The 20,788-nt window shown below is 41.7% G+C and carries 24 protein-coding genes and 1 rRNA gene; 1 reads left to right on the forward strand and 24 read right to left on the reverse strand.

The genetic code is table 11. From position 1 onward, the window contains the following. Positions 1 to 4: 4 nt before the first annotated feature. From glmU to metG, 12 genes are all read right to left on the reverse strand, one after another. Positions 5 to 1,384, reverse strand: a complete 1,380-nt coding sequence (gene glmU / locus LCL89_RS16500) for a bifunctional UDP-N-acetylglucosamine diphosphorylase/glucosamine-1-phosphate N-acetyltransferase GlmU (protein ID WP_224810946.1) — start codon at positions 1,382 to 1,384, stop codon at positions 5 to 7. A gap of 157 nt (positions 1,385 to 1,541) precedes the next feature. After that, the gene (gene spoVG, locus LCL89_RS16505) at positions 1,542 to 1,838 is read right to left on the reverse strand and encodes a septation regulator SpoVG (RefSeq protein WP_197318475.1); all 297 of its coding nucleotides are present in this window, start codon (positions 1,836 to 1,838) and stop codon (positions 1,542 to 1,544) included. A 712-nt stretch (positions 1,839 to 2,550) separates the two neighbouring features. Further along, the gene (gene purR / locus LCL89_RS16510) at positions 2,551 to 3,369 is read right to left on the reverse strand and encodes a pur operon repressor (protein ID WP_224810947.1); all 819 of its coding nucleotides are present in this window, start codon (positions 3,367 to 3,369) and stop codon (positions 2,551 to 2,553) included. 62 nt (positions 3,370 to 3,431) lie between these two features. After that, positions 3,432 to 4,298, reverse strand: coding sequence for a 4-(cytidine 5'-diphospho)-2-C-methyl-D-erythritol kinase (ispE, locus tag LCL89_RS16515; protein WP_224810948.1), 867 nt, complete (start codon positions 4,296 to 4,298; stop codon positions 3,432 to 3,434). A 142-nt stretch (positions 4,299 to 4,440) separates the two neighbouring features. Beyond that, positions 4,441 to 4,620 carry a small, acid-soluble spore protein, alpha/beta type gene (locus LCL89_RS16520; RefSeq protein ID WP_224810949.1) on the reverse strand — a complete coding sequence of 60 codons (180 nt, stop codon included), beginning with the start codon at positions 4,618 to 4,620 and terminating at the stop codon, positions 4,441 to 4,443. A 154-nt stretch (positions 4,621 to 4,774) separates the two neighbouring features. Then, positions 4,775 to 5,035: a biofilm formation stimulator Veg gene (gene veg, locus LCL89_RS16525; protein WP_035511778.1), complete on the reverse strand. Its 261-nt coding sequence runs from the start codon at positions 5,033 to 5,035 to the stop codon at positions 4,775 to 4,777. A gap of 250 nt (positions 5,036 to 5,285) precedes the next feature. Continuing rightward, entirely contained in the window at positions 5,286 to 6,161 is an 876-nt protein-coding gene (yabG, locus tag LCL89_RS16530) for a sporulation peptidase YabG (protein WP_197318479.1), read from the reverse strand. A 66-nt stretch (positions 6,162 to 6,227) separates the two neighbouring features. Next, positions 6,228 to 7,103 (reverse strand): 16S rRNA (adenine(1518)-N(6)/adenine(1519)-N(6))-dimethyltransferase RsmA, encoded by an 876-nt coding sequence (gene rsmA, locus LCL89_RS16535; protein ID WP_224810950.1) that lies wholly within the window; start codon positions 7,101 to 7,103, stop codon positions 6,228 to 6,230. Continuing rightward, entirely contained in the window at positions 7,093 to 7,656 is a 564-nt protein-coding gene (gene rnmV, locus LCL89_RS16540; RefSeq protein WP_224810951.1) for a ribonuclease M5, read from the reverse strand. Before rnmV ends, rsmA begins: the two co-directional genes overlap by 11 nt. Positions 7,657 to 7,753: 97 nt before the next feature. Further along, on the reverse strand, positions 7,754 to 8,992 hold the full coding sequence (locus LCL89_RS16545) for a G5 and 3D domain-containing protein (RefSeq protein ID WP_197318482.1): 1,239 nt from the start codon (positions 8,990 to 8,992) through the stop codon (positions 7,754 to 7,756). A gap of 214 nt (positions 8,993 to 9,206) precedes the next feature. Beyond that, on the reverse strand, positions 9,207 to 9,977 hold the full coding sequence (locus LCL89_RS16550; RefSeq protein WP_224810952.1) for a TatD family hydrolase: 771 nt from the start codon (positions 9,975 to 9,977) through the stop codon (positions 9,207 to 9,209). A gap of 85 nt (positions 9,978 to 10,062) precedes the next feature. Further along, the gene (gene metG / locus LCL89_RS16555; RefSeq protein ID WP_224810953.1) at positions 10,063 to 12,021 is read right to left on the reverse strand and encodes a methionine--tRNA ligase; all 1,959 of its coding nucleotides are present in this window, start codon (positions 12,019 to 12,021) and stop codon (positions 10,063 to 10,065) included. A 420-nt stretch (positions 12,022 to 12,441) separates the two neighbouring features. Between metG and LCL89_RS16560 the strand changes: the two genes are divergently transcribed. Beyond that, the gene (locus LCL89_RS16560; RefSeq protein ID WP_197318485.1) at positions 12,442 to 12,720 is read left to right on the forward strand and encodes an AbrB/MazE/SpoVT family DNA-binding domain-containing protein; all 279 of its coding nucleotides are present in this window, start codon (positions 12,442 to 12,444) and stop codon (positions 12,718 to 12,720) included. Positions 12,721 to 12,837: 117 nt separating this feature from the next. Here the strand turns inward: LCL89_RS16560 and rsmI are convergent, their stop codons facing one another. The 12 genes from rsmI to rrf all read right to left on the reverse strand — a co-directional run bounded on the left by rsmI (position 12,838) and on the right by rrf (position 20,784). Continuing rightward, positions 12,838 to 13,710: a 16S rRNA (cytidine(1402)-2'-O)-methyltransferase gene (gene rsmI / locus LCL89_RS16565; RefSeq protein WP_197318486.1), complete on the reverse strand. Its 873-nt coding sequence runs from the start codon at positions 13,708 to 13,710 to the stop codon at positions 12,838 to 12,840. Further along, complete coding sequence (locus LCL89_RS16570; RefSeq protein WP_197318487.1) at positions 13,688 to 13,978, reverse strand: GIY-YIG nuclease family protein; 291 nt, start codon at positions 13,976 to 13,978, stop codon at positions 13,688 to 13,690. The genes rsmI and LCL89_RS16570 overlap by 23 nt, the downstream gene beginning before the upstream one ends. Continuing rightward, a complete protein-coding gene (locus LCL89_RS16575; RefSeq protein WP_224810954.1) occupies positions 13,968 to 14,711 on the reverse strand; it encodes a tRNA1(Val) (adenine(37)-N6)-methyltransferase in 744 nt (247 codons plus the stop codon). Before LCL89_RS16575 ends, LCL89_RS16570 begins: the two co-directional genes overlap by 11 nt. Positions 14,712 to 14,786: 75 nt before the next feature. Then, positions 14,787 to 15,134 (reverse strand): DNA replication initiation control protein YabA, encoded by a 348-nt coding sequence (gene yabA / locus LCL89_RS16580; RefSeq protein ID WP_224810955.1) that lies wholly within the window; start codon positions 15,132 to 15,134, stop codon positions 14,787 to 14,789. 15 nt (positions 15,135 to 15,149) lie between these two features. Next, positions 15,150 to 15,977 (reverse strand): PSP1 domain-containing protein, encoded by an 828-nt coding sequence (locus LCL89_RS16585; protein WP_197318490.1) that lies wholly within the window; start codon positions 15,975 to 15,977, stop codon positions 15,150 to 15,152. A 7-nt stretch (positions 15,978 to 15,984) separates the two neighbouring features. Next, positions 15,985 to 16,971 carry a DNA polymerase III subunit delta' gene (gene holB / locus LCL89_RS16590; protein ID WP_224810956.1) on the reverse strand — a complete coding sequence of 329 codons (987 nt, stop codon included), beginning with the start codon at positions 16,969 to 16,971 and terminating at the stop codon, positions 15,985 to 15,987. Between the two features lie 14 nt (positions 16,972 to 16,985). Further along, positions 16,986 to 17,426, reverse strand: a complete 441-nt coding sequence (locus LCL89_RS16595; protein WP_197318492.1) for a YaaR family protein — start codon at positions 17,424 to 17,426, stop codon at positions 16,986 to 16,988. A 356-nt stretch (positions 17,427 to 17,782) separates the two neighbouring features. After that, positions 17,783 to 18,112, reverse strand: coding sequence for a cyclic-di-AMP receptor (locus tag LCL89_RS16600; RefSeq protein ID WP_197318497.1), 330 nt, complete (start codon positions 18,110 to 18,112; stop codon positions 17,783 to 17,785). 42 nt (positions 18,113 to 18,154) lie between these two features. Then, a complete protein-coding gene (gene tmk / locus LCL89_RS16605) occupies positions 18,155 to 18,793 on the reverse strand; it encodes a dTMP kinase (protein WP_224810957.1) in 639 nt (212 codons plus the stop codon). Positions 18,794 to 18,795: 2 nt separating this feature from the next. Beyond that, on the reverse strand, positions 18,796 to 20,220 hold the full coding sequence (locus LCL89_RS16610) for an aminotransferase class I/II-fold pyridoxal phosphate-dependent enzyme (RefSeq protein WP_224810958.1): 1,425 nt from the start codon (positions 20,218 to 20,220) through the stop codon (positions 18,796 to 18,798). 122 nt (positions 20,221 to 20,342) lie between these two features. Next, on the reverse strand, positions 20,343 to 20,522 hold the full coding sequence (locus tag LCL89_RS16615; protein ID WP_224810959.1) for a sigma factor G inhibitor Gin: 180 nt from the start codon (positions 20,520 to 20,522) through the stop codon (positions 20,343 to 20,345). Positions 20,523 to 20,670: 148 nt separating this feature from the next. Further along, positions 20,671 to 20,784: ribosomal RNA gene (rrf, locus tag LCL89_RS16620) — 5S ribosomal RNA — on the reverse strand. Positions 20,785 to 20,788 lie beyond the last annotated feature (4 nt).

Genomic DNA, 20,788 nt, shown 5'->3' on the forward strand with positions numbered 1-20,788 from the left:
TCCGTTAATCTTTTTTAATCGACTTAAGTTTGCTTGCATAACCCTCTTTGTTCGTTTGTTTAGAACGAGCGATCGACAGTGCGTCTGCGGGTACATCGTTATTGATGGTAGAACCAGCAGCTACATACGCTCCTTCTCCAACTGTCACCGGAGCGATCAAATTGGAATTACAGCCTATGAATGCGTCATCCTCAATCGTAGTCAGATGTTTGTTCTGTCCATCATAATTCACCGTTATTGTACCACAGCCGATATTTACACCTTGACCGACTTGTGCATCTCCGATATAGCTTAAATGAGAGGCTTTGCTGCCGTTACCGAATGACGCTTTCTTCACTTCTACAAAATTTCCTACTTTCACATCGTTCCCAAGAGAAGACTGGGGACGGATGTGTGCGAAAGGTCCAATTTGAACACGTTTCCCAATGCTTGAGTCCGCCGCAACGCTTTGTTTTACAACCGACTCCGCACCTACAAGACAATTCTCAATTGTCGAGTGAGGTCCAAGGATAGCATCATCTTCAATGGTCGTATCACCCGTGATTGAACACCCAGGGTAAATGACTACATCTTTACCGATTTTTACATCAGGACCGATATACGTTTGGTCGGGGTCTACGATTGTAACACCATTTCTCATATGGTTCTCATTTATTCTTTGTTTCATCAATCTTTCTGCTTTGGACAAAGCAACGCGGTCATTGACGCCTAAAGATTCAGCGAAGTCAGGCGTTTGATAAGCACTGATGACTTCATTCTGGTCCTTCAGAATTTCAACGACGTCAGGTAAGTAATATTCACCCTGAACATTATCGTTCGACACGTTTTTCAAGGCGTCAAACAGCATTTTATTATCGAAACAGTAAGTACCTGTATTAATTTCCTGTATCGCCTGTTCTTCTTCTGATGCATCTTTTTGTTCAACGATTCGTTCTACTTGACCATTCCCGCCTCTAATGACACGACCATAACCTGTCGGGTCTTCAGCATGGGCAGTCAGAATTGTGGCTTTAGCATTTTGCTGGTCATGGTGATCCAGCAGCTTCTGCAGCGTTTCACTTGTCAAAAGTGGTGTGTCGCCGCAAACGACTACGGTCGTTCCATCTTTATCGGCTAAAATATCTTCTGCTTGTAAAACAGCGTGACCTGTACCGAGTTGTTCTTCTTGAACTACATAATGACTGTCTTCACCCAGCTGGTCCTGGACCTTCTCAGCTCCGAAACCAACCACAGTAATCAATTCACTCAAGTTCAATGTATTCAATTGATCTACGACGTGCTGAACCATCGGCTTTCCACACACGGGATGCAAAACTTTGTAAAGTTTTGATTTCATGCGTGTGCCTTGGCCGGCTGCCAGCACCACAGCGTAACGATTAGTCATGAACGTACCTCCATCCTAATTATCCACTTTGAATAATATCTCAAAATAACCTTGATTTCAACATATCCCTCCATTATGTCCATGGAGTTCAAGGAGCCTCATAAACAAAAAGAGCCTAACCTTTTTACAGGTCAGACTCTGATTTTTTTACTAAGTATTAAGAAGCTCCAGCTTCTTCGTAGGTTACTTCAGCCTCTTCTTCACCAGCTTGGTGATAGGCCTCAAGTACTGCATCTTGAATTTTCCCACGAGTACCGGAATTAATCGGGTGGGCAATGTCTCTGAATTCCCCATCCGGGGTACGCTTACTCGGCATTGCTACAAACAAGCCATTGTTGCCATCAATCACCCGTATGTCATGGACTACAAACTCCTGATCTAAGGTAATAGAAGCAATTGCTCGCATTCTTCCATCGGTATTAACGCGTCGCAGTCTTACGTCAGTTACTTCCATTATCATTCACCACCTTTATTCCAAAAAGAACTTATGTAGATGAATTCCACAAAACACCAAAAATTCCTGCCTATTTTCTAAAAAATTTTTATAATCTAATTTTTCCATATGCTCTAATGGAGTTACGAATGGACTTACCCAACACATGGAACAGGTTTAGATGGAGCGATTAAGAGAGGCTCTTCCGGGTGCTGAAGTGTCCAAAAAAGCCAATTTAAGCTCATCAATTGGCTTTCTCATGTGAACCTGGATTGAGGCAGGGGGATTTTTTAAAAAGGCTCTGTTAAAGATTGGTGTTGGTATTTCACATGTGAGCTTACATCAGCTATTTCCGTAGAAGAATTAGTGTGAGGCGGCCTTTTAGAATGACTCGCTTTCCGTGGGGTACCGTGAGCCTCCTCAGGCTGACGCCTTCCGGTGTCTCACGATGTACCTTTATCCCACAGGAGCCTCACCATCCCCAAAGCCATCTCCTCAAAATAGGTGGACGGAAAGGCCATATTACATTTATAAATGAAAGTTCGTTACACTAACTTTGAATGGGAGGGAAGGGAAAACAGGGAGACTCCTGTAGGAAAAAGGAACAAGGTGAGAACCCGAAGAACGAAGTTCGAGGAGACTCAGCTTTCTCGTTATAAATATCAACACCAAACTTTAAAAGAACCTAAAAAAAGGAAGCTCTTTTTGACTACAAAGAGACTTCCTTTCTGCTTTATATATGGTCGATAAGGTTGCCTGGACGAACTTCGATGGTACCTCGACGATCATCAGCATTAACGATTTGTACCAAAGAAATATAGTCTTGAACGACTCTTTCCTCTTCTTCATCTTCTGCTTCAGCTAAGACGCCGATCCCAGCAACTTCTGCCTCAAACTCTTTCAGTAAGTTGCTCATTCCGTTTATCGTTCCGCCTGCTTTCATAAAATCATCAATGATACAAACTTTTGCCCCCTTCTTCAAAGAGCGCTTCGTAAGTACCATCGTTTGAATCTTCCTGGTCGAACCTGAAACATAATTGATACTCACCGTCGATCCTTCCGTAACCTTCGGGTCTCTTCTTGCGATGACGACCGGGACATTCAAATAAGAGGCTACAGCGTAAGCCAGAGGAATTCCTTTTGTAGCTACTGTCATGATTGCATCGATTTCCCGATTACTGAAGGCTGAAGCGAACAATCGCCCAATGTTTCTAGTTGCTTCAGGATCCCCGAGTATATCGCTCATGAACAAATAACCGCCTGGTAACAAACGTTCAGGATCCTCCAGTCTCTCACATAGCTGATGGACGAAGGAATCGCTATACGTTTTAGAATAGGCAGGGATATACTTCACTCCTCCAGCCGCTCCTGGAACCGTTTCTAAATAACCGACCCCTTCATGCTGAAACATCTTGTGAATGATTCCTAAATCTTCGCTGATTGAAGATTTGGCCGCCTCGTATTTTGATGAGAAATACGGCAGGGAAATTAACTCCCGTGGGCGGTCCAGTATAAAATGAGTCATCGCAACCAAACGTTCACTTCTTTTCATTCGCTAGACACCTCTAAATCCGAATATTATTCATTTAATATACCAGATTTGTACGGTTTTTTTCAAGTCGTTTCCCGATATCCCAGCATCCGAACGATATACACTTCGTTACAAAACCCTTTTAAGCTATTGTATATCCTCTGGGCACGGGCATCTTGTTCCACTAAAGAAAAAACCGTCGGACCACTTCCACTCATCAAGACCGCATCGGCACCTGCCTCACGCATCTGATCTTTGATTTGAGCGACTTCCTTATGCAGGGAAAGGGTGACACCTTCCAGTGTATTGCCCACTTCTTTACAAATGCTGTTGAAATCATGTGCCTGAATCGCCTGAATCATCGCATTTGTATCAGGATGTATAGCTCCATCCAATTTCAAGTTTTGATAGACAGACTGGGTCGACACACCGATTGGGGGTTTAGCCAGCACAACCCAGCAAGAAGGAGGTGCAGGTAATTGGGTCACTTTTTCTCCACGACCGGTGGCATGAGCAGTTCCACCATACACACAAAACGATACATCTGAACCGATTTGTGATCCTAAATCAGCCAAGTCATCAAGGTCGATGTTCAAGTCCCAAAGCTTATTCACACCTCTTAAAACAGCGGCAGCATCACTGCTCCCCCCTGCAAGCCCAGCAGCTACAGGTATATTTTTCTCAATGAATATCCGCACTCCCTGTTTCACATCATAGGTGTCTTTCAAAAGCTTGGCAGCACGGTAAGCCAGATTTCGTTCATCATTCGGAACAAACCGACTTTCCGACTCCACACGAATCGTATCCTCTTCAAGAAGAGTCAATTCAATGCGATCGGCTAAATCTACGGTGGTCATGACCATTTCAACCTCATGAAAACCGTCGTCCCTTTTATGCAACACGTCTAAAGACAAATTTATTTTAGCGGGAGCTTTTTCTAAAATTTGCATTCAAGCACCTCATCTTCACAGTTTATCTTCAAGCATTGTACCATATTTACGGGGATTTAGGAGAGAAGCTGTATGACAGTACGCTGTTGAGAGTGGAAACAAAAAACACCCTGAATCCTTTGAAGCATTCAGGGTGTTTGATTTATTTATAGTTTTTCACCATTTGTTCTTCTGCCATTTGAATTGCTCGTTTGACCATGTTGCCGGCATCTCTGGTAGTAATGCCGCCCCAACCATCAGTTTGAACTTTGCCGTAAAACCCAAGTTCTTTCGCGATCTCTTCCTTCAACGAATCGGACATGATTCCTTTTTTACGTCCCATCGTTTTCAGCTCCTTTCGCTTTCACTTAGTTACGACAACCATAGTATGAATCTCTTGAAGAAACTCATCCCGTGTATATGTAGACAAGTATGGAAACAATTGCATGGATGTCAGGAACTGATACGAGCAAAATAAAAAAGCAGTAAACTTTAGTTCACTGCTCCAAGGCCATCGTTTGTAAATCATCGAAGTTCAGTTCTACTGTCTCTGTTAGAACATCGGCATAGCTGTAAGACACACGTTCAAAAGCATTTTCTTCTTGGTCAAGTTCAACAATGAAAACCGCAGGGTATGTTTCTGCAAGAACTCCTGAGCGCTCAATCGTTTTACGGCGACCACCGTTTGCTTTCAAAGTTAAACGTTTACCAATTTGACCCTCTAGGGATTGCTTAATTTCAACTAACGTTTTAGCCACTACACTCCACCTCACTGTTTTTAATAATACCACACTTCCGAAATTAAGTCAAATAAAATTATTAATTATACCAATAGGACAAAAAGAATGTCAACATAAAGATTTATAAAAGCTCTTACGATAGGTTATCCAGTAAAAGGAAAATTATGCATTTCCCTAGTTATAATAGAGCTTTGAAAGCCATCTCCCACCCATCATCCCCATCAAAAATAATAAAAAAAGCCGCTGCTGATATCCAAAACAGCAACGGTCAAGACAATTCTTCTGGTTCAGTGGAATAAGGGATCCCGATTCTTAGAAGACCTCTGGTTTCTACTCCTCCAAGACCTGCTTCTCCGCTTATTGTATTCCGAATGACTTCCCATATATTGATATGATCCATAAATGATGTATAAGCGACTCTGGCGGCTACATAGACAGGGTCTATCGCATGGATGTTTACCCTTGCAGGAGAACTAGCAAAGTTAGCCCCCGCTTTAATCAATGATTCAAAATGCGATTGACATGCTCCAGCGAAAATGACAAGTTGATCAAAGTTCGGGTACTTACTTCTGATTTTCCTCACAGATTCGACAAAATAGCGGGAGTGACGATATGCTTCCAGATCCCTCGTTGTCCCTTTAGCTTTAGAGTATGAATCATGGCCGGTCAAAACCACGATTTCCGGTTGTACTTTTTCAATCAGAGACATTACTTTTTCAGGCATTTCTTTTTCATGAAGGTATTGTCCGTGAACCTGCAGACCCAATTGTTCATACAAAGCGATACACTTCTTCAAAAAAAGCGGATCTCCATCGATATGAAGAATTCGTGGAGGAATTTGAAAATAGTTCATTTCTTTTTTTGTCGTGTACCCACTGCCTGCCTCTGCATCTCTTTTTTCTTTCAACAAACGATAATCCTGTCGAAACAACCGGTAGGAGTATGCTTCCTGTTCATCCACTTGTTTTTTTCTTCGTTCGTATTCCACTCCGCTTACTTTTTCCAAATCCTCAAAAGGGGCATCGGCTTCCAAACGGACCGTTTCCCCCATCAGTTTCACGTTGGATCCCTGCACCGATTGGACCCGGAACATTAAATCGTGCTGATAAGACTTTCTTGTCACGAGATCCCCGTTTATAATCATATATCCCCACCTCACAACAAACACTACTGTAGTGTATGTGAGATGCCCTGCTTTGTGTCAGCTACTTCAATCTTCCGAATAAAAAGCATCTGCCAACCGAGCAAATTCTTCCATTGTCAAGGATTCCCCACGACGACTCGGTTCGATATCGACAGATTCCAACTTCATTCGAATGTCCTGTTTATCCATATCTCCTTTGAAATGACGGGCTAAGTTGTTCATTAAAGTTTTTCGTCGTTGTCCGAAGGCAGCCTTTACGACTTCAAAAAAGAATTCTTCATTTTTAACGTCCACTGGTGGGTTTTCTCTCATCTGCAGATGTAATACAGAGGAATCGACATTAGGCTGTGGCATAAACACGGTCTTAGGTACGTTCATGGCAACTCTCGCTTCAGTGTAATATTGAACAGCGATCGACAATGAACCGTAGCTTTTGTTATTTGGTTCTGCAGCCATTCGATCTGCGACTTCCTTCTGGATCATCACGGTCAGACTATCGATAGGTAAACGATTCATAAGAAGCTGCATCAAAATAGGGGTGGTAATGTAATAAGGAAGGTTTGCTACCACTTTGACCTTTTCAAGAGACTGAAAATGTTCTGCAATGACTTCTTTTACATCGGCCTTTAAAATGTCCTCATTAATGACTTGTACATTGTCATATTCACCAAGCGTCTCATCTAAAATCGGAAGCAGCCGTTGATCAATTTCAAAGGCCACGACTTTTCCAGCATTTTGAGCCAATTGTTCTGTCAAAGCACCGATTCCCGGTCCAATTTCAATGGCTCCTGTTGTTGAATCAATCCCAGCATGGTCAATAATATTCTTTAATATATTTACATCTATCAGGAAATTTTGTCCCAAGCTTTTTTTAAATGAAAATCCATATGTGTCTAAAATCTCTTTTGTTCGTTTGGGTGTAGCTACTGCTTTACTTTTCATCCTCTTCCTCCTGAATAATGTGCTCCATTGTTTGTTCCAATTGTTCCATTGTAATATGAAACATATTCAACCTCTTCAACAACTGCTTTCCGTTCGTTTTTCCGATGTTCAATTCAATTCCCAATCGCTCTCTTCGTCTTCGGGCGGATGCACCACCGATCAACCCAAAAGAGATTAAGTCATCCTTTGTAATTTCTCCATCCTGAGCTTCCACCAGCTCATATACCGCAGAAAGCGCTTCTCGTATATCTTCCTTTGATGCATGTTCAATCCCGATGCCTTTATCCTGTTTAGCCCGAGCTAAATGCTTGGGTAAAAATGCATGTTTACATCCAGGGACATGCTGAGCAACGATATGACGGATGCGTTCACCTGGATAATCGGGGTCTGTGAAGATAATGACTCCTCGTTTTTCTTTCGCGTGTCGGATTTGTTCAAGTACGGAATCATCAATTGCCGAACCGTTCGTTTCAATCGTATCCGCATTGACAGCCTCACGAATTCTTGATGTATCGTCTTTACCTTCTACGACTATGATTTCTTTTATATTCACCTTGATTTCCTCCTGCATTACCTGCAATCATCTTTTCATAGCATACCACGGGACCGATATAGAAAAAAAGCAGAGGAGCTATTCCTCTGCTTTCGGATCAATCTAGTATTTTGACTTTCACACTTCTGCGGCCGTAGCTTAAAGCCTGGCTCTTGGACGGTATGAACAGATCAATACGGTTACCTTTGATTGCGCCACCCGTATCGCCTGCAATAGCATAACCATAGCCTTCTACCCATACACGTGTTCCAAGAGGAATGACACTCGGATCGACAGCAACCACCTTACGTCCTGGATTCGCTTTTAGGTTGATTCCTATAGCTGTAATTCCAGAACAGCCAGTGCAGTTAGCTGTATAGGCTGTCGAATGCATATAAAGAGTTTTCGCTCCATTTGTATCGCCTCTGGAAACCGTCGTAGTTGCACGACTGGAGGATCCAGATGAGCGGTCAGAAGTGGATCTTGCCGGCGCATTCACCTTCGTGCCCACAGCAACGATTTTTTTCTGACTTTCTTTTTCAACAGATTCTTCGATTAACTCTCTTTTTACTTCTTCACCGTTTTTAAGAGTGACTTCATACTTTTTAGTGATAAGACCTTTTTCTCCATCAGACACCACTCGTTTTTTTCCTTTTAATAAGGAATCATCTTTGCGTGTTTCTACTGTGAAGTCGACCTCTTCTTCTACGATGTCAGTCACCTTTTCAATTCTGTTGATCTTGACAGGCACACCTGCTTTCAACTCTTCTGTTTTAGCAGGTTTCAATTCGTCCAGTTCATTTAATTGGACTCCTTGTTTAGACAGAAACTCATCTACCGTAGATGCTGTTGTCCAAACCTTTTTCTTATCTCCACCGTCATTCAGTGTGATTTCCATCGCTTGGTTGACGGTGATTTTCATGCCACTTTCAATCGGATCGCCTTGTTTGTGCGAAATATCATCACGTTTTTGAAAGTCCAAGTTTTGCTCCTGGAAAAATTCTTCCACCGTTTTCGTGGTTGTAAAATATTGTTCGAATGGCTGGTCATCGATAGCAAGATTAATAGATTTTGATGCTATGTATTGAAGATCCATACCATAACTGATCGGCGTTGATAGATCATGTGATAGTTCATCGTGTTGTTGTACAGTGACATCCAATTCAGATAGTAAATCTCCTACAGTATTAGAATGAGTGCGGATTAATTCAGATTCACCATCCAAGGTCACTTGCACAGAGGCTTTCGTAGCTTCATAAGATACCGTTACTAAAAAAGAAAAGCTGAAGATCGTCAAAACAGCGATCCATAAAACCTTACTTTTTAAAACATTGCGGATATCATTCTTTTTACCCATCAACTTTCGCCTCCTTTCATGACACATGCGTCATATTCTAGTCAACCGTTCATAGATTGTCAAATCAAGCCCCTTAAATGGAAAAAGGAGCCAGCTGATAAACCGCTGACTCCTACATTATGCATTTTTTGTTAGTAAATTAACATAACAGTAATGTTACAATTCCGGTACAAAAGGTGGGGGCGATTGTAACAATAATTCAAAAGTCCCTAAATTACGACTGGATTTTAAAGAATTCGAGTGCATTCTTCGTTGTTGTTTCTTCCACTTCTTGTAATGAAATACCTTTTAACTCTGCAATTTGCTCTGCTACCAACTTCACATAAGCCGGTTCATTCCGCTTTCCTCTATTCGGGTGAGGAGCCAGAAACGGACAATCTGTTTCTACCAGCATATGCTTCAAATCGATTGCTTTTGCCACTTCTTTGGGCAGTTTTGCGTTTTTGAATGTCACCGGCCCGCCTAAAGAGATCATAAAATTCATATCAATACACTCTTTGGCTGTTTCCACCGGACCACTATAACAGTGCATGATTCCGCCTACTTCTGAAGCATTCTCTTCTTTCAGAATTTCAACGATATCTTCTGTCGCTTCCCGGTTATGAATGATGATCGGCATCTTCACCTTTTTCGCCAAGGCAATTTGTTTTCGGAACACTTCTTTTTGAACGTCTGCTGGTGACTTATCCCAATGATAATCCAAACCCATTTCTCCAATAGCTACAACTTTCGGATGTGAAGATAGCTCTTCAATCCAAGCAAGGTCTTCCTCTGTCATATCGATCGCATCAACCGGATGCCATCCGACAGCGGCGTATATGTTTTCGTTGTTTTCAGCAATTTCCATCGCCTTCGGTATGGTCTTCCTGTCAAAACCGACAACGGTCATATACTGGACACCCTCTTCTCTGGCCCGTTCAATCGTTTCTTCCAAATCATCCTCAAATTGATCAGCATTTAAATGGACATGTGTATCAAATAGCATCATTACTCCACCTTTCATCAATCTGTTATTTAAAACACTAAAGGGGAAAGCGCCCAATGTGCTCTCCCCTCAGCCATGATAACCTCTATTTCACTTTCGTACCGTTACTTAAGGATTGATCTACAGAAGCCAAGGAAAGCTTTCCGGTCTCGTCTTCCCCTGCTAATATCATTCCTTGTGAAAGCTCTCCACGAAGTTTGACCGGCTTCAAGTTTGTAATACAAATCACTTTCTGACCGACAAGCTCTTCTGGAGAATAGTGCTCAGCGATTCCCGATACAACTTGGCGTTGTTCATAGCCAAGATCCAACTGAACTTTAAGAAGTTTATCCGCTTTTTTCACCTTATCTACTTTGACTACTTCTGCAACACGAAAGTCAAGTTTCATAAAGTCATCGATGGTAACCTCTTCTACTTGCTCTTCCTTTTTCTCTTTCTTTTCTTCTTTTTGAGGTGCAGGCTTTTTCATCATATCTTTGATGGTTTGTGTTTCTTCTTCAGCATCAAGACGTGGGAAAATCGGCTGCCCCTTCTGGACGTGGGTCCCTTTAGAGATAGCACCGAATTCTTTCAAGCTTCCCCAGCTTTTAGCACTCTGGTCAGTAACCCCAAGTTGAGTGAAAATGCGCTCTGGTGTCTCTGTCAAGAATGGTTGAAGCATGACGGCAATATGGCGGAGAGACTCTGCCAAGTGAGCCATCACATTACCGAGGCGGTCTTTCTGACCCTCATCTTTAGCCAATACCCAAGGTTGTGTTTCATCGATATATTTGTTCGTGCGACTGACAAACTTCCAAAGATCAGCAAGCGCCACGGAAAATTCCATGTTTTCAAGGGAATTTTCTACAGAAAGACGGGTTTCTTCCGCCAGCTGTTCTAAGTTTTCATCGTATTGATCTTCACTTAATCTCAATGGAGGAATTTCGCCGTCGAAATATTTACTGATCATAGCTACCGTACGGTTCAACAAGTTTCCTAAGTCGTTAGCTAAGTCATAATTAGTGCGCTCAACGAAAGCCTCTGGTGTGAAGACCCCATCTGAACCAAACGGAACTTCACGGAGAAGATAGTAACGAAGAGCATCCAAACCATAGCGATCGCTCAATTGAACAGGATCGACTACGTTCCCTTTGGACTTGGACATCTTACCATCTTTCATCAGAATCCAGCCATGAGCGAATACTTGCTTCGGTAATGGTAAATCCAAAGCCATCAGCATGATCGGCCAATAAATCGTGTGGAAACGCACAATCTCTTTACCGACTAACTGCACATCAGCCGGCCAGTATTTTTGGTAACGGGAGTCGTCCTCTGTATCGAATCCAAGTGCCGTAATGTAGTTACTCAAAGCATCGATCCACACATAAATCACGTGTTTTTCATTTCCAGGAACCCCGATTCCCCAATCAAACGTAGTACGGGAAACAGCTAAGTCTTCCAACCCTGGCTTAATGAAGTTATTGATCATCTCGTTTTTACGACTTTCCGGTTGGATAAATGTCGGGTTCTGCTCGTAAAACTCAAGCAATTGATCGACATATTTGCTCATCTTGAAGAAATAAGACTCTTCCTTCACTTTTTCTACAGGCCCCCCGCAATCCGGGCAGCGATCTTCATCTAATTGACGCTCTGTGAAGAATGATTCACAAGGTGTACAATACCAGCCTTCGTATTCACCTAAGTAAATGTCGCCTTTCTTCATTAAGTAATCAAAGATCTTCGTTACTACCTCTTTGTGACGGTCCTCGGTCGTCCGTATGAAATCGTCATAGGAAATATCAAGCTTTTGCCATAGATCTTTGATTCCACTTACAATTTCGTCCACATATGCTTGAGGTTTTACCCCTTTTTCTTCTGCTTTTCTCTGGATTTTTTGTCCGTGCTCATCTGTACCCGTCAAGTACATGACATCGTACCCTTGTAAACGTTTATAGCGAGCCATCGCATCCCCTGCTACAGTTGTATAAGCATGTCCAATGTGCAAATTACCGCTGGGGTAATAAATCGGTGTCGTGATATAAAAAGTTTTCTTTTCCTCAGGCATCGGTTTCCCTCCTCATATATTCCAAACAAAACCAATTTTCATCCATAATGGTTATTGTATCATTCTACTGTTTAAATTTCTGTAATTCCATTCCTAACATTAAAATATACCGAAAATGCTATTGACCTGTCAAAATAGCACGTTAAAGTATTCCCCATATGTATACACTCTGGTAAAATTAAATGTAAATAATATTTGGATTTTCCAACCAAATATGGAATACTTCCAAGAATCTCATAATCCCAGTATAGGCCTGTGATTACCGTCATATTCAACACATGGACAACTTATGGTCGAGCTGCTATTGGAAAGGAAAATTGTGTATAAAGAATTGACACCTCTGGGAATGGTTGGTACGATTATGTCGAGACATATGTCGATTTTTGACGAAAATACTTTTGATTGAGGGGAGACAGAATTATGAAATCTACAGGTATCGTACGTAAAGTTGACGAATTAGGTCGTGTGGTTATTCCTATCGAGCTTCGTCGTACACTAGGAATCAATGAAAAGGACGCTTTGGAAATTTATGTGGATGATGATCGCATCGTCCTTAAAAAGTACAAACCGAACATGACTTGCCATGTAACTGGAGAAGTTTCAGATGAAAATATGAAACTTGCAAATGGCAACTTGGTGCTAAGTAAAGAGGGCGCTGAGATGCTTCTTCAAGAAATCCAGCAAAACATGACTAAATAAAAACATAGAGATAAAAAGACGACGACTGGTATAGAAAAAAAGAACGTATTAGCATGACATATGTTGTATACAAACCCCTTACTGTTAACAGGCCTGACAGTAAGGGGTTTTTTGTTATTATTCAACGTGATAGGCTTGATAAACTTCCCGTTTAGGAAGCTTACGGTCCAGTGCGGTTTGTTTAATAGCGGCTTTACTTTTCATGCCTTCCTCTTCCATGTAATGTTTGACATGATCGATGATCGATAAATGGGTCCACCATAAAAGGTTTTCGGTATTATCTTCTTCCGTACCTTCGACGATGATGCAAAACTCCCCACGGACCTCCTCTTCCTGACTCCAGGAAACCAGTTCTTCGAGGTTCCCTCTTATATACTCTTCATACCGCTTTGTCAGTTCACGAGCTATGGTGGCTTGTCGATTTCCGAATACCTCCAGGACATGTGCCAGCATCTCTTTCAACCGGTGAGGTGATTCATAAAAAACAAGCGTTGCTGACAAAGATTGAAGTCGTTCCAATTCACTGGCACGCTCTTTTTTCTTCCTTGGTAAAAAACCAAAGAAATAAAACTGCTCTGTAGAGAGTCCCGAACCAGCTAAAGCAGGTAACGCTGCGTTAGCACCAGGTAGTACAATAACTGAAAGTTCACCTTCAACTGCCTCTTTCACAAGCTCTTCGCCGGGGTCAGAAATACCGGGCATTCCCGCATCACTGACCAAAGCGATGTCTTCCCCTTTTTTTAACCTTTCAATCAGTTGAGGTCCTTTGGCATGTTTATTATGTTCATGATAACTCACTAAAGGGGATTGAATTTCAAAGTGATTGAGCAGCTTTTTTGTATTCCTTGTATCCTCCGCTGCAATAACATCTACTTTTTTCAGAGTCTCAACAGCACGAAAGGTCATATCTTGTAGATTTCCAATGGGGGTTGGAACGATATACAACACCCCTTCGGTTTGTTCATCTTTAAAGCTTTTTTGGACTTTCATGATCCCTGTCACCTTCTCTTTCTTGAGCGATCCACTTTTCCTTTTGCGTTCGTGACATCTGTTTGATCCGATATTCTTCCTTCATCGCTTCTTGTTTCGTTTCATATATTTTTGTAACTTCTAAAATGAATGGTCCTCTTCCACGGGTATATTTTGCTCCTTTACCCGCTTCATGCTTTTGCAATCGCGCTTTCAAGTCATTCGTATACCCCGTATAAAGCGATTGATCCTTACACCGAAGCATATAAACATAATGTTTACTTTCCATATAAAATTTCCCTTAATTCATTGGTATATTGATCATCTTGAGTCAAAGCATAGAGAGGGGGAAGGATATTCAACCCAGGTTTTCCGTCGCGGGTCCCTTCAATTAAAAGTATATTCGCTTCTTTCCCTTCCTTAGGATATACCAGCCGCATACGCTTTGGTTCAAGCTTGTACTTTTTGAAAAGTTCAATGATCTCAACCAATCGATCAGGACGATGGACCATAGATACTTTCCCACCAGACTTTGCTAATCGACTGCACGATTGTATAACGTCTTCTAACGTACAGTGTATTTCGTGTCTTGCTATGGCCAAATGTTCATTGATATTTTGTTCATCCGATTGAGGAGTCGGGAAATAAGGCGGGTTGCAAGTCACTAAATCAAATTTATCATTTCCATACCGGGCGGGCATATCCTTCAAATCTCCATGTATCATCTCGAGCTGCTCGTCCAATTGATTCAATTCGATGTTGCGGACAGCCATATCATAAAGCCGTTCTTGAATTTCTACACCTGTAATCGGTACGCTCGAACGTGTGGTCAAAAACAAAGGAATAACTCCATTTCCTGTACATAAGTCAAGAATTTTCCCACGTGTTTTCGGTACATACGTAAAGTCTGCAAGTAATACGGCATCCAGTGAGAACGCAAACACACTAGGACTTTGAATAATCCGCATATTTTCTTCAGCTAATAAGTAATCTATCCGTTCGTCTCCATATAATTGAACCATCGATCTATTTCCTTTCTGTATAGATAAAAAGAGAGCCCTCCCTCGGATGAGCAAGGAAAGGCTTTGGACCTGGAATTATTTTTTCTTATTCAAGAAAGATAGGCAGAATAAACAATCTTCATCTCGAGGACTACCAAAATGTAAATTACAAATATGAAAGCCTTCTTCATACAAACGAGCAAGGTTATCGTAACCTTCTCCGACCGCTGGACCTCGGTCGTGCTTGGAATCTGATGATTGTTTCTCCTGTTTCTCATTCTCTTTTTCTAAGCGTTGTCTCAAATGATGATTTTCAAGCGATAAATGCTGGTTTTCTTCTAATAAGTATGCGAGTTGCTTCTTAAGATCGCCAAGCTGTTGGTACAACTCGCCAATTTGGCTTTCGAAATGGGATACTTGTTCAAATATGGCTTTCTTATTCACGCTTGACTCCACCTTTTATTCTGTGGCTTCTGTTTGTACGACCCCTTCATCGATTAACTCTTGTAAGGAGTACTCCAGAACTCTTTCTTTTTCACGGAATTCTATTTGAACCATGCGTTCTAACATGTTAAGTCCGACGACTTTCCCTTTTCCGAAGGAAGTGGCGATACTTTCTCCCAAATCAGGAAGCTCCTTTTTAGCAGCTTCATAGTCGTCGTTTTCATATTTAAGACAGCACATTAAGCGGCCACACAATCCTGATATTTTGGCAGGATTCAACGATAAATTTTGGTCTTTGGCCATTTTTATGGAAACCGGTTCAAAGTCACCCAAAAATGTAGAGCAACATAACATACGGCCACACGGACCAATCCCTCCGAGCATTTTCGCTTCATCACGTACTCCGATTTGGCGAAGTTCAATTCGGGTTTTGAATACAGAAGCTAAGTCTTTAACTAATGTACGGAAGTCCACTCGTCCATCTGCTGTAAAGTAAAAAATGACTTTATTTCGATCAAACGTATATTCTACATCGACAAGGTTCATGTCCAATTTATGTTCACGTATTTTCTTTTCACAAATACGGTAAGCTTCTGAGGCGTTGTCTTTATTTTCGTCCACCGTCATCTTATCTTTCTCATCTGCAATACGGATGACTTTTTTCAAAGGCAATACGACATCTTCTTCATCCACAGATTTATTTGCGATGACGACTTTTCCGAATTCGATTCCCCGGACGGTTTCAACGATGACGTAATCTTCTGTTGTCATTCGGTAATCCCCGGGATCGAAATAATAAATTTTTCCCGCCTGCTTAAATCGAACACCTACAACTTCGATCACTCGATCATCACCTCTGTAGTTGAAGGGTTAATTGTTCCATCACTAAATTCGGATGGACATTTTGATTTATCTTTCGTTTCGCCTCAAGAATCCGGGATAAGCATTGAGCGGCCGATTGACGTGACCATTTCATTGTCGCTCGTTCCAATTTCTCTCTTTCTGTAATAAAAACAATGGAATCTTCCCGGTCCAAAAATTTATTGATTACATCCTGAAACCAGAGCACAAGCACATCAAGTCCGCGCTGTAATTGCTTACGTTCCTTAAAATGAGGCATCCACTGATGGTTGATAAATAAGAGTCCTTCGTTTGGTTTATTTTGAAGCACTTCAATTAATTGTATCACTATTTTTCGAACATTAGCAAACCACTCATCTTGGTTCATATCCAAGGCTTCTTGAAGATTATTGGTCAACGCTGCCAACAGTCTCGCGTTCGATTGAGACACGCCTTCCTCGACAAGCTTGTTTTCCAACCGCTTAGCGCTTAATGGCTGAAAAGACAACAGCTGACACCGGGAGCGTATAGTATTGAGGATGGTCTGTCCACTTTCCGTCAATAACATGGCTGTCGTCTGTTTACTTGGCTCTTCAAGAAATTTCAACAAACGGTTGGATGCATTCACAGTCATCCGGTCAGCATCGACGATGATATAAACTTTCCGATTCGATTCCATTCCTGTATAAGTAAACTCTTTTTGCAAGTGTAAGATTTGCTCTTTCTTGATTGATTGTCCATCCGGTTCAATCCAGTGAAGGTCGGGATGATTACCAGAATCGACACGTATGCAGTCCCTGCACTTCTGGCATGGATCGACACCATCTCGAAATTTACAAAAAATGCTTTTTGCAAAAAGTAGACTCATCTCTCTTTTACCAGTCCCACGATTCCCGTGAAATAAGTACGCGTGGGAGATACGATCTTTCGTAAAACTATTCATCAACATCTGCCCTGCTAAAGGCTGTAGCTCTTTCATCTCTTCCCATGTCTGCATAATGACTTCCGTCCTTACGTGTATAAATTGATGAGCAGACCCTTGATTTCACCAATGATCCCTAATAAATCTATCGACCTTTGTTCTTGATCCAGGACAGCGTCCGTCAACTCTGCCAATTTTTCATCTACAGATTCCACAATGGTCAACTTCCTTGTCTGTCCATGCTGATTCCAGCTGTGAGAATGCTTTAAGTTCATACCATACTGAACAGATTCTTTGACGAAATCTTTAATCAGACGTTTATATTTCGCCAAATCTTTGAAAGAACGGAATCTTGCCACCCTTTCCCCTTGGGAAGTAATCGTCTTCAACAATTCATTTAATTGTGCTTCCTGCAGCTGTCTGCTTTGAGATTGAACTATGGCATCAAAGTTCGCGCTGCCTTTCGCCTGGTTCCCGGCATGTTTCTGGACAGACTCAAGATGGGTCCGCATGTCCTGACTGATCTTCATATGGTAACTCCTTTAATTTCAGGATCTGTTAATGCTTGGTGTTGTTATCTCACAATAAAGGTTGAAAACAGCTCTTTCTTTTGCAAAATCGCGTGAAGGCGGTCTTGGGAATGACGCGCTTTCCGTTGGGTACCGTGAGCTCCTCAGGCTCTCACGATGTACCTATATCCCGCACGAGTCCCGCCATTCCCAAGACCGACTCTAGAAAAATGGGATATAAAGGCCATAAACCATAATAATAAGTCCGGTTAACCAACTATGGTTAAAGTAAACGCCGCAAAACCGCAACCCCAGACGGGTGCAGTTGTAAGAAATGGTTGTAAATATTAACAAAAGACATTAAACAAATCCCAATTCTAAAAATGGAAAAATGAATCGACCGGCAGGATGAAAACAGTTGCGCCGCCAACTTCGACTTTTACAGGTTTCGGAATGTACGAATCCGCATTTCCACCCATTGGAGAAATAGGTGCCACCATTTGTTCACGTTGGCTGCAATTTTTTTTGATGATATCAAGAGCATCATCTACGTCCTCATCGTCACATCCAATCATGAAAGTCGTATTTCCTTCGCGAAGGAATCCGCCAGTGGAGGATAACTTAGTCGTTTTAAAATCATTTTCAGCTAAGGCGTCCGTCAATCGATTACTATCTTTATCCTGGACTACAGCAACAATCATCTTCATCACAAGGACCCTCCCACTATGTTTTCTTTCATTATAACAAATTTACTTCTGTATAGATGGTAAGTATTTCCTTAACACTTGGATAGCGTCTGTCTTCACTTCCTGGAAAGATTGAGATGCATTGATGACTTTGATCCGCTCTGGAAAATCAACAGCGAGCTTTTGATAAGCCTCATGTACCTTTTCATGAAAATCTACTTTTTCAAGGTCCAGACGGTTCTGTTCTCTTTCTTTATTAGCCGCGATTCTCATCAAACCTTCTTCAGGAGTGATATCAAACAATAAAGTAAGCTCCGGCATAAAATCTTCAATGGCAAATTCATTAATTCGATGGACGGCATCCATTCCTAATCCTCGTGCGTAGCCTTGGTATACGAGACTGGAATCCAAAAAGCGATCACACAACACGATTTTTCCCTCTTCCAGTGCAGGGATCACCTTTTCAACTAAATGCTGACGTCGGGCAGCAGCATATAAAAGAGCCTCCGTCCGGGCATCCATCGATGTATGAGAAGGGTTCAATATAACGTCACGTATTTTTTCCGCAATATCTATTCCGCCCGGTTCCCGTGTTTCTAACACAGGATAACCATCATCTCTTAACTCTTGGCTGATTTCTTTAAGGATGGAGGACTTTCCAGCACCCTCTCCTCCTTCAAATGTTACAAATAAACCTTTCACACTCATTCTCCTTTGAACACTCGTATCCCGTGAGCAATGTTTCCGTTTTGAAATTTTGCTCCTTGTCCTTGCAATGAACGGACAAGCTCTATATGTTTCTTAGAAATTCGTTCTCCCTTCATGAGCAAAGGAATTCCAGGTGGGTAAGGGATTACTGCTTCAGCTGCAATTAGTCCAACAGCATCTTTCCAGTTCACGTCGTAAGAAGGGATTTCCTGCATTTCTGGATAACTCATTTCTAATGTTTGTATAGATGGTAACGAAAAGTCGTCTTGCTTTATTGTAGCACGCTCAGGGAGGTTTTTTAATTGGAAATACACACTACTTAACCGTTCCTTCAAGACTTCCTTATCAAATGCCGGCTCCAATCCAAACGTAAGGAGAACCTGGTTTGTAGTAGCCATTTCCGGCACGATACTGCTATCTTCTAATGCTTGAGCCACTTCAAAACCTGATCCCCTTTTTACAGACAGGGTCATTTTTAAGGGATCATCATAATGTGTGAGAGGTAACACATCCCAAAAATCGTGATACCTCTTAAAATACGTTCGTATATCCTCAATAAATTTGAATACACCCTTCTTATCATCCCAGTTGGCTAAATAATACCTCGCAAGGTCCAGGCTTGCCATTAATGGATAAGAAGGGCTGCTGGATTGAAGGATTTGAAGATAGTGGTTCAGTTTCTCTTTGTTCACTCTGTTCCCTTTGATATGTATAAAGGAAGCCATGGTCATCGCCGGTGCCATCTTGTGTGCAGATTGTACAACCGCATCAGCCCCTTCCTTCAGAGATGGATAAGGAAATGGCGAACCCAGATGAAAGTGTACTCCATGAGCTTCATCCACCAGCAGTGGCAGGTCGTGAGCATGAGCAACATCTATGATATCTTTTATTGGATAGGTGCGCCCAAAATAATCCGGGTATGTCAAAAATACGGCCTTAGCATTAGGATGCTCGGTTATACCCTTTCGGACTGATTCGGCTGTCACTTTACTGTACCGCCCTGTTGCTTCCTCGTATTCTGAAGACAAAAACACGGGCTTCGCACCTGCAAGTTCCAAACCGTTCATAACGGATTTATGACAATTCCGCTGGACAATCACTTCATCTCCTCTGTTACAGACAGATAGAACCATTGCCATATTACCTACAGTTGTTCCGTTAACTAAAAAGGAAGTTGCATCACTCTCAAAATATAGGCTGGCTAATTTTTGTGCTTTTTTAATGACGCTGTCTGGAGCGTGTAAGTCATCAAGACCAGTTATTTCTGTAGCATCAATAGATAATAAGGCCTCATAAGTATACTTCGCTTTTTCAGGAAAGACTTGACCATATTTATGTCCAGGGACATGAAAAGACAAGGGACTTTTTTGTTTATTTTTTATTAACGCGTCATAAAGAGGCGTCTCTTTTTGTACATTCATACTCTTACACACCTTTATAAGCTTTTATCCTCACTTATCGTACATAACTTCATGGATACAATCAATCTCATAAGAAAAACCGCTTCTTTTAAATGAAGCGGTTTTTCATAGCTGCTATATCGTTAAGACGGAATCATAGTACGATGAGCTTTGGCCATCTGCTGTACGAAATATTTGTATTTAGGGTCATCTGCAGGTGTATCAATAATCTCTTTTTCACATGAATGGCATATATACAAACGTAACAAATAAATCCCATCCTTCGTTTCTTTCGAACAAATATTGCATGACGGGTTGTGCATCCTCGTATCCCTCCTAAGTTGCTTTCTTCGGATATTTCTTATCAAACTATGAAACGGTAACTTTATTTTTAGTATCTCCGAATCTAGCACTTCTATACATGAATGCACAAAAAAACCTTAGAAAATAGTTTCTAAGGTTTAAGGTTTGATGTGGCAGCGTCCTACTCTCACGGGGATCGACCCGACTACCATCGGCGCTGAAGAGCTTAACTGCTGTGTTCGGCATGGGAACAGGTGTGACCTCTTCGCCTTCACCACCACATCGT

The sequence above is a fragment of the Halobacillus yeomjeoni genome, assembly GCF_020171525.1.
Lineage (GTDB): Bacteria > Bacillota > Bacilli > Bacillales > Halobacillaceae > Halobacillus > Halobacillus yeomjeoni.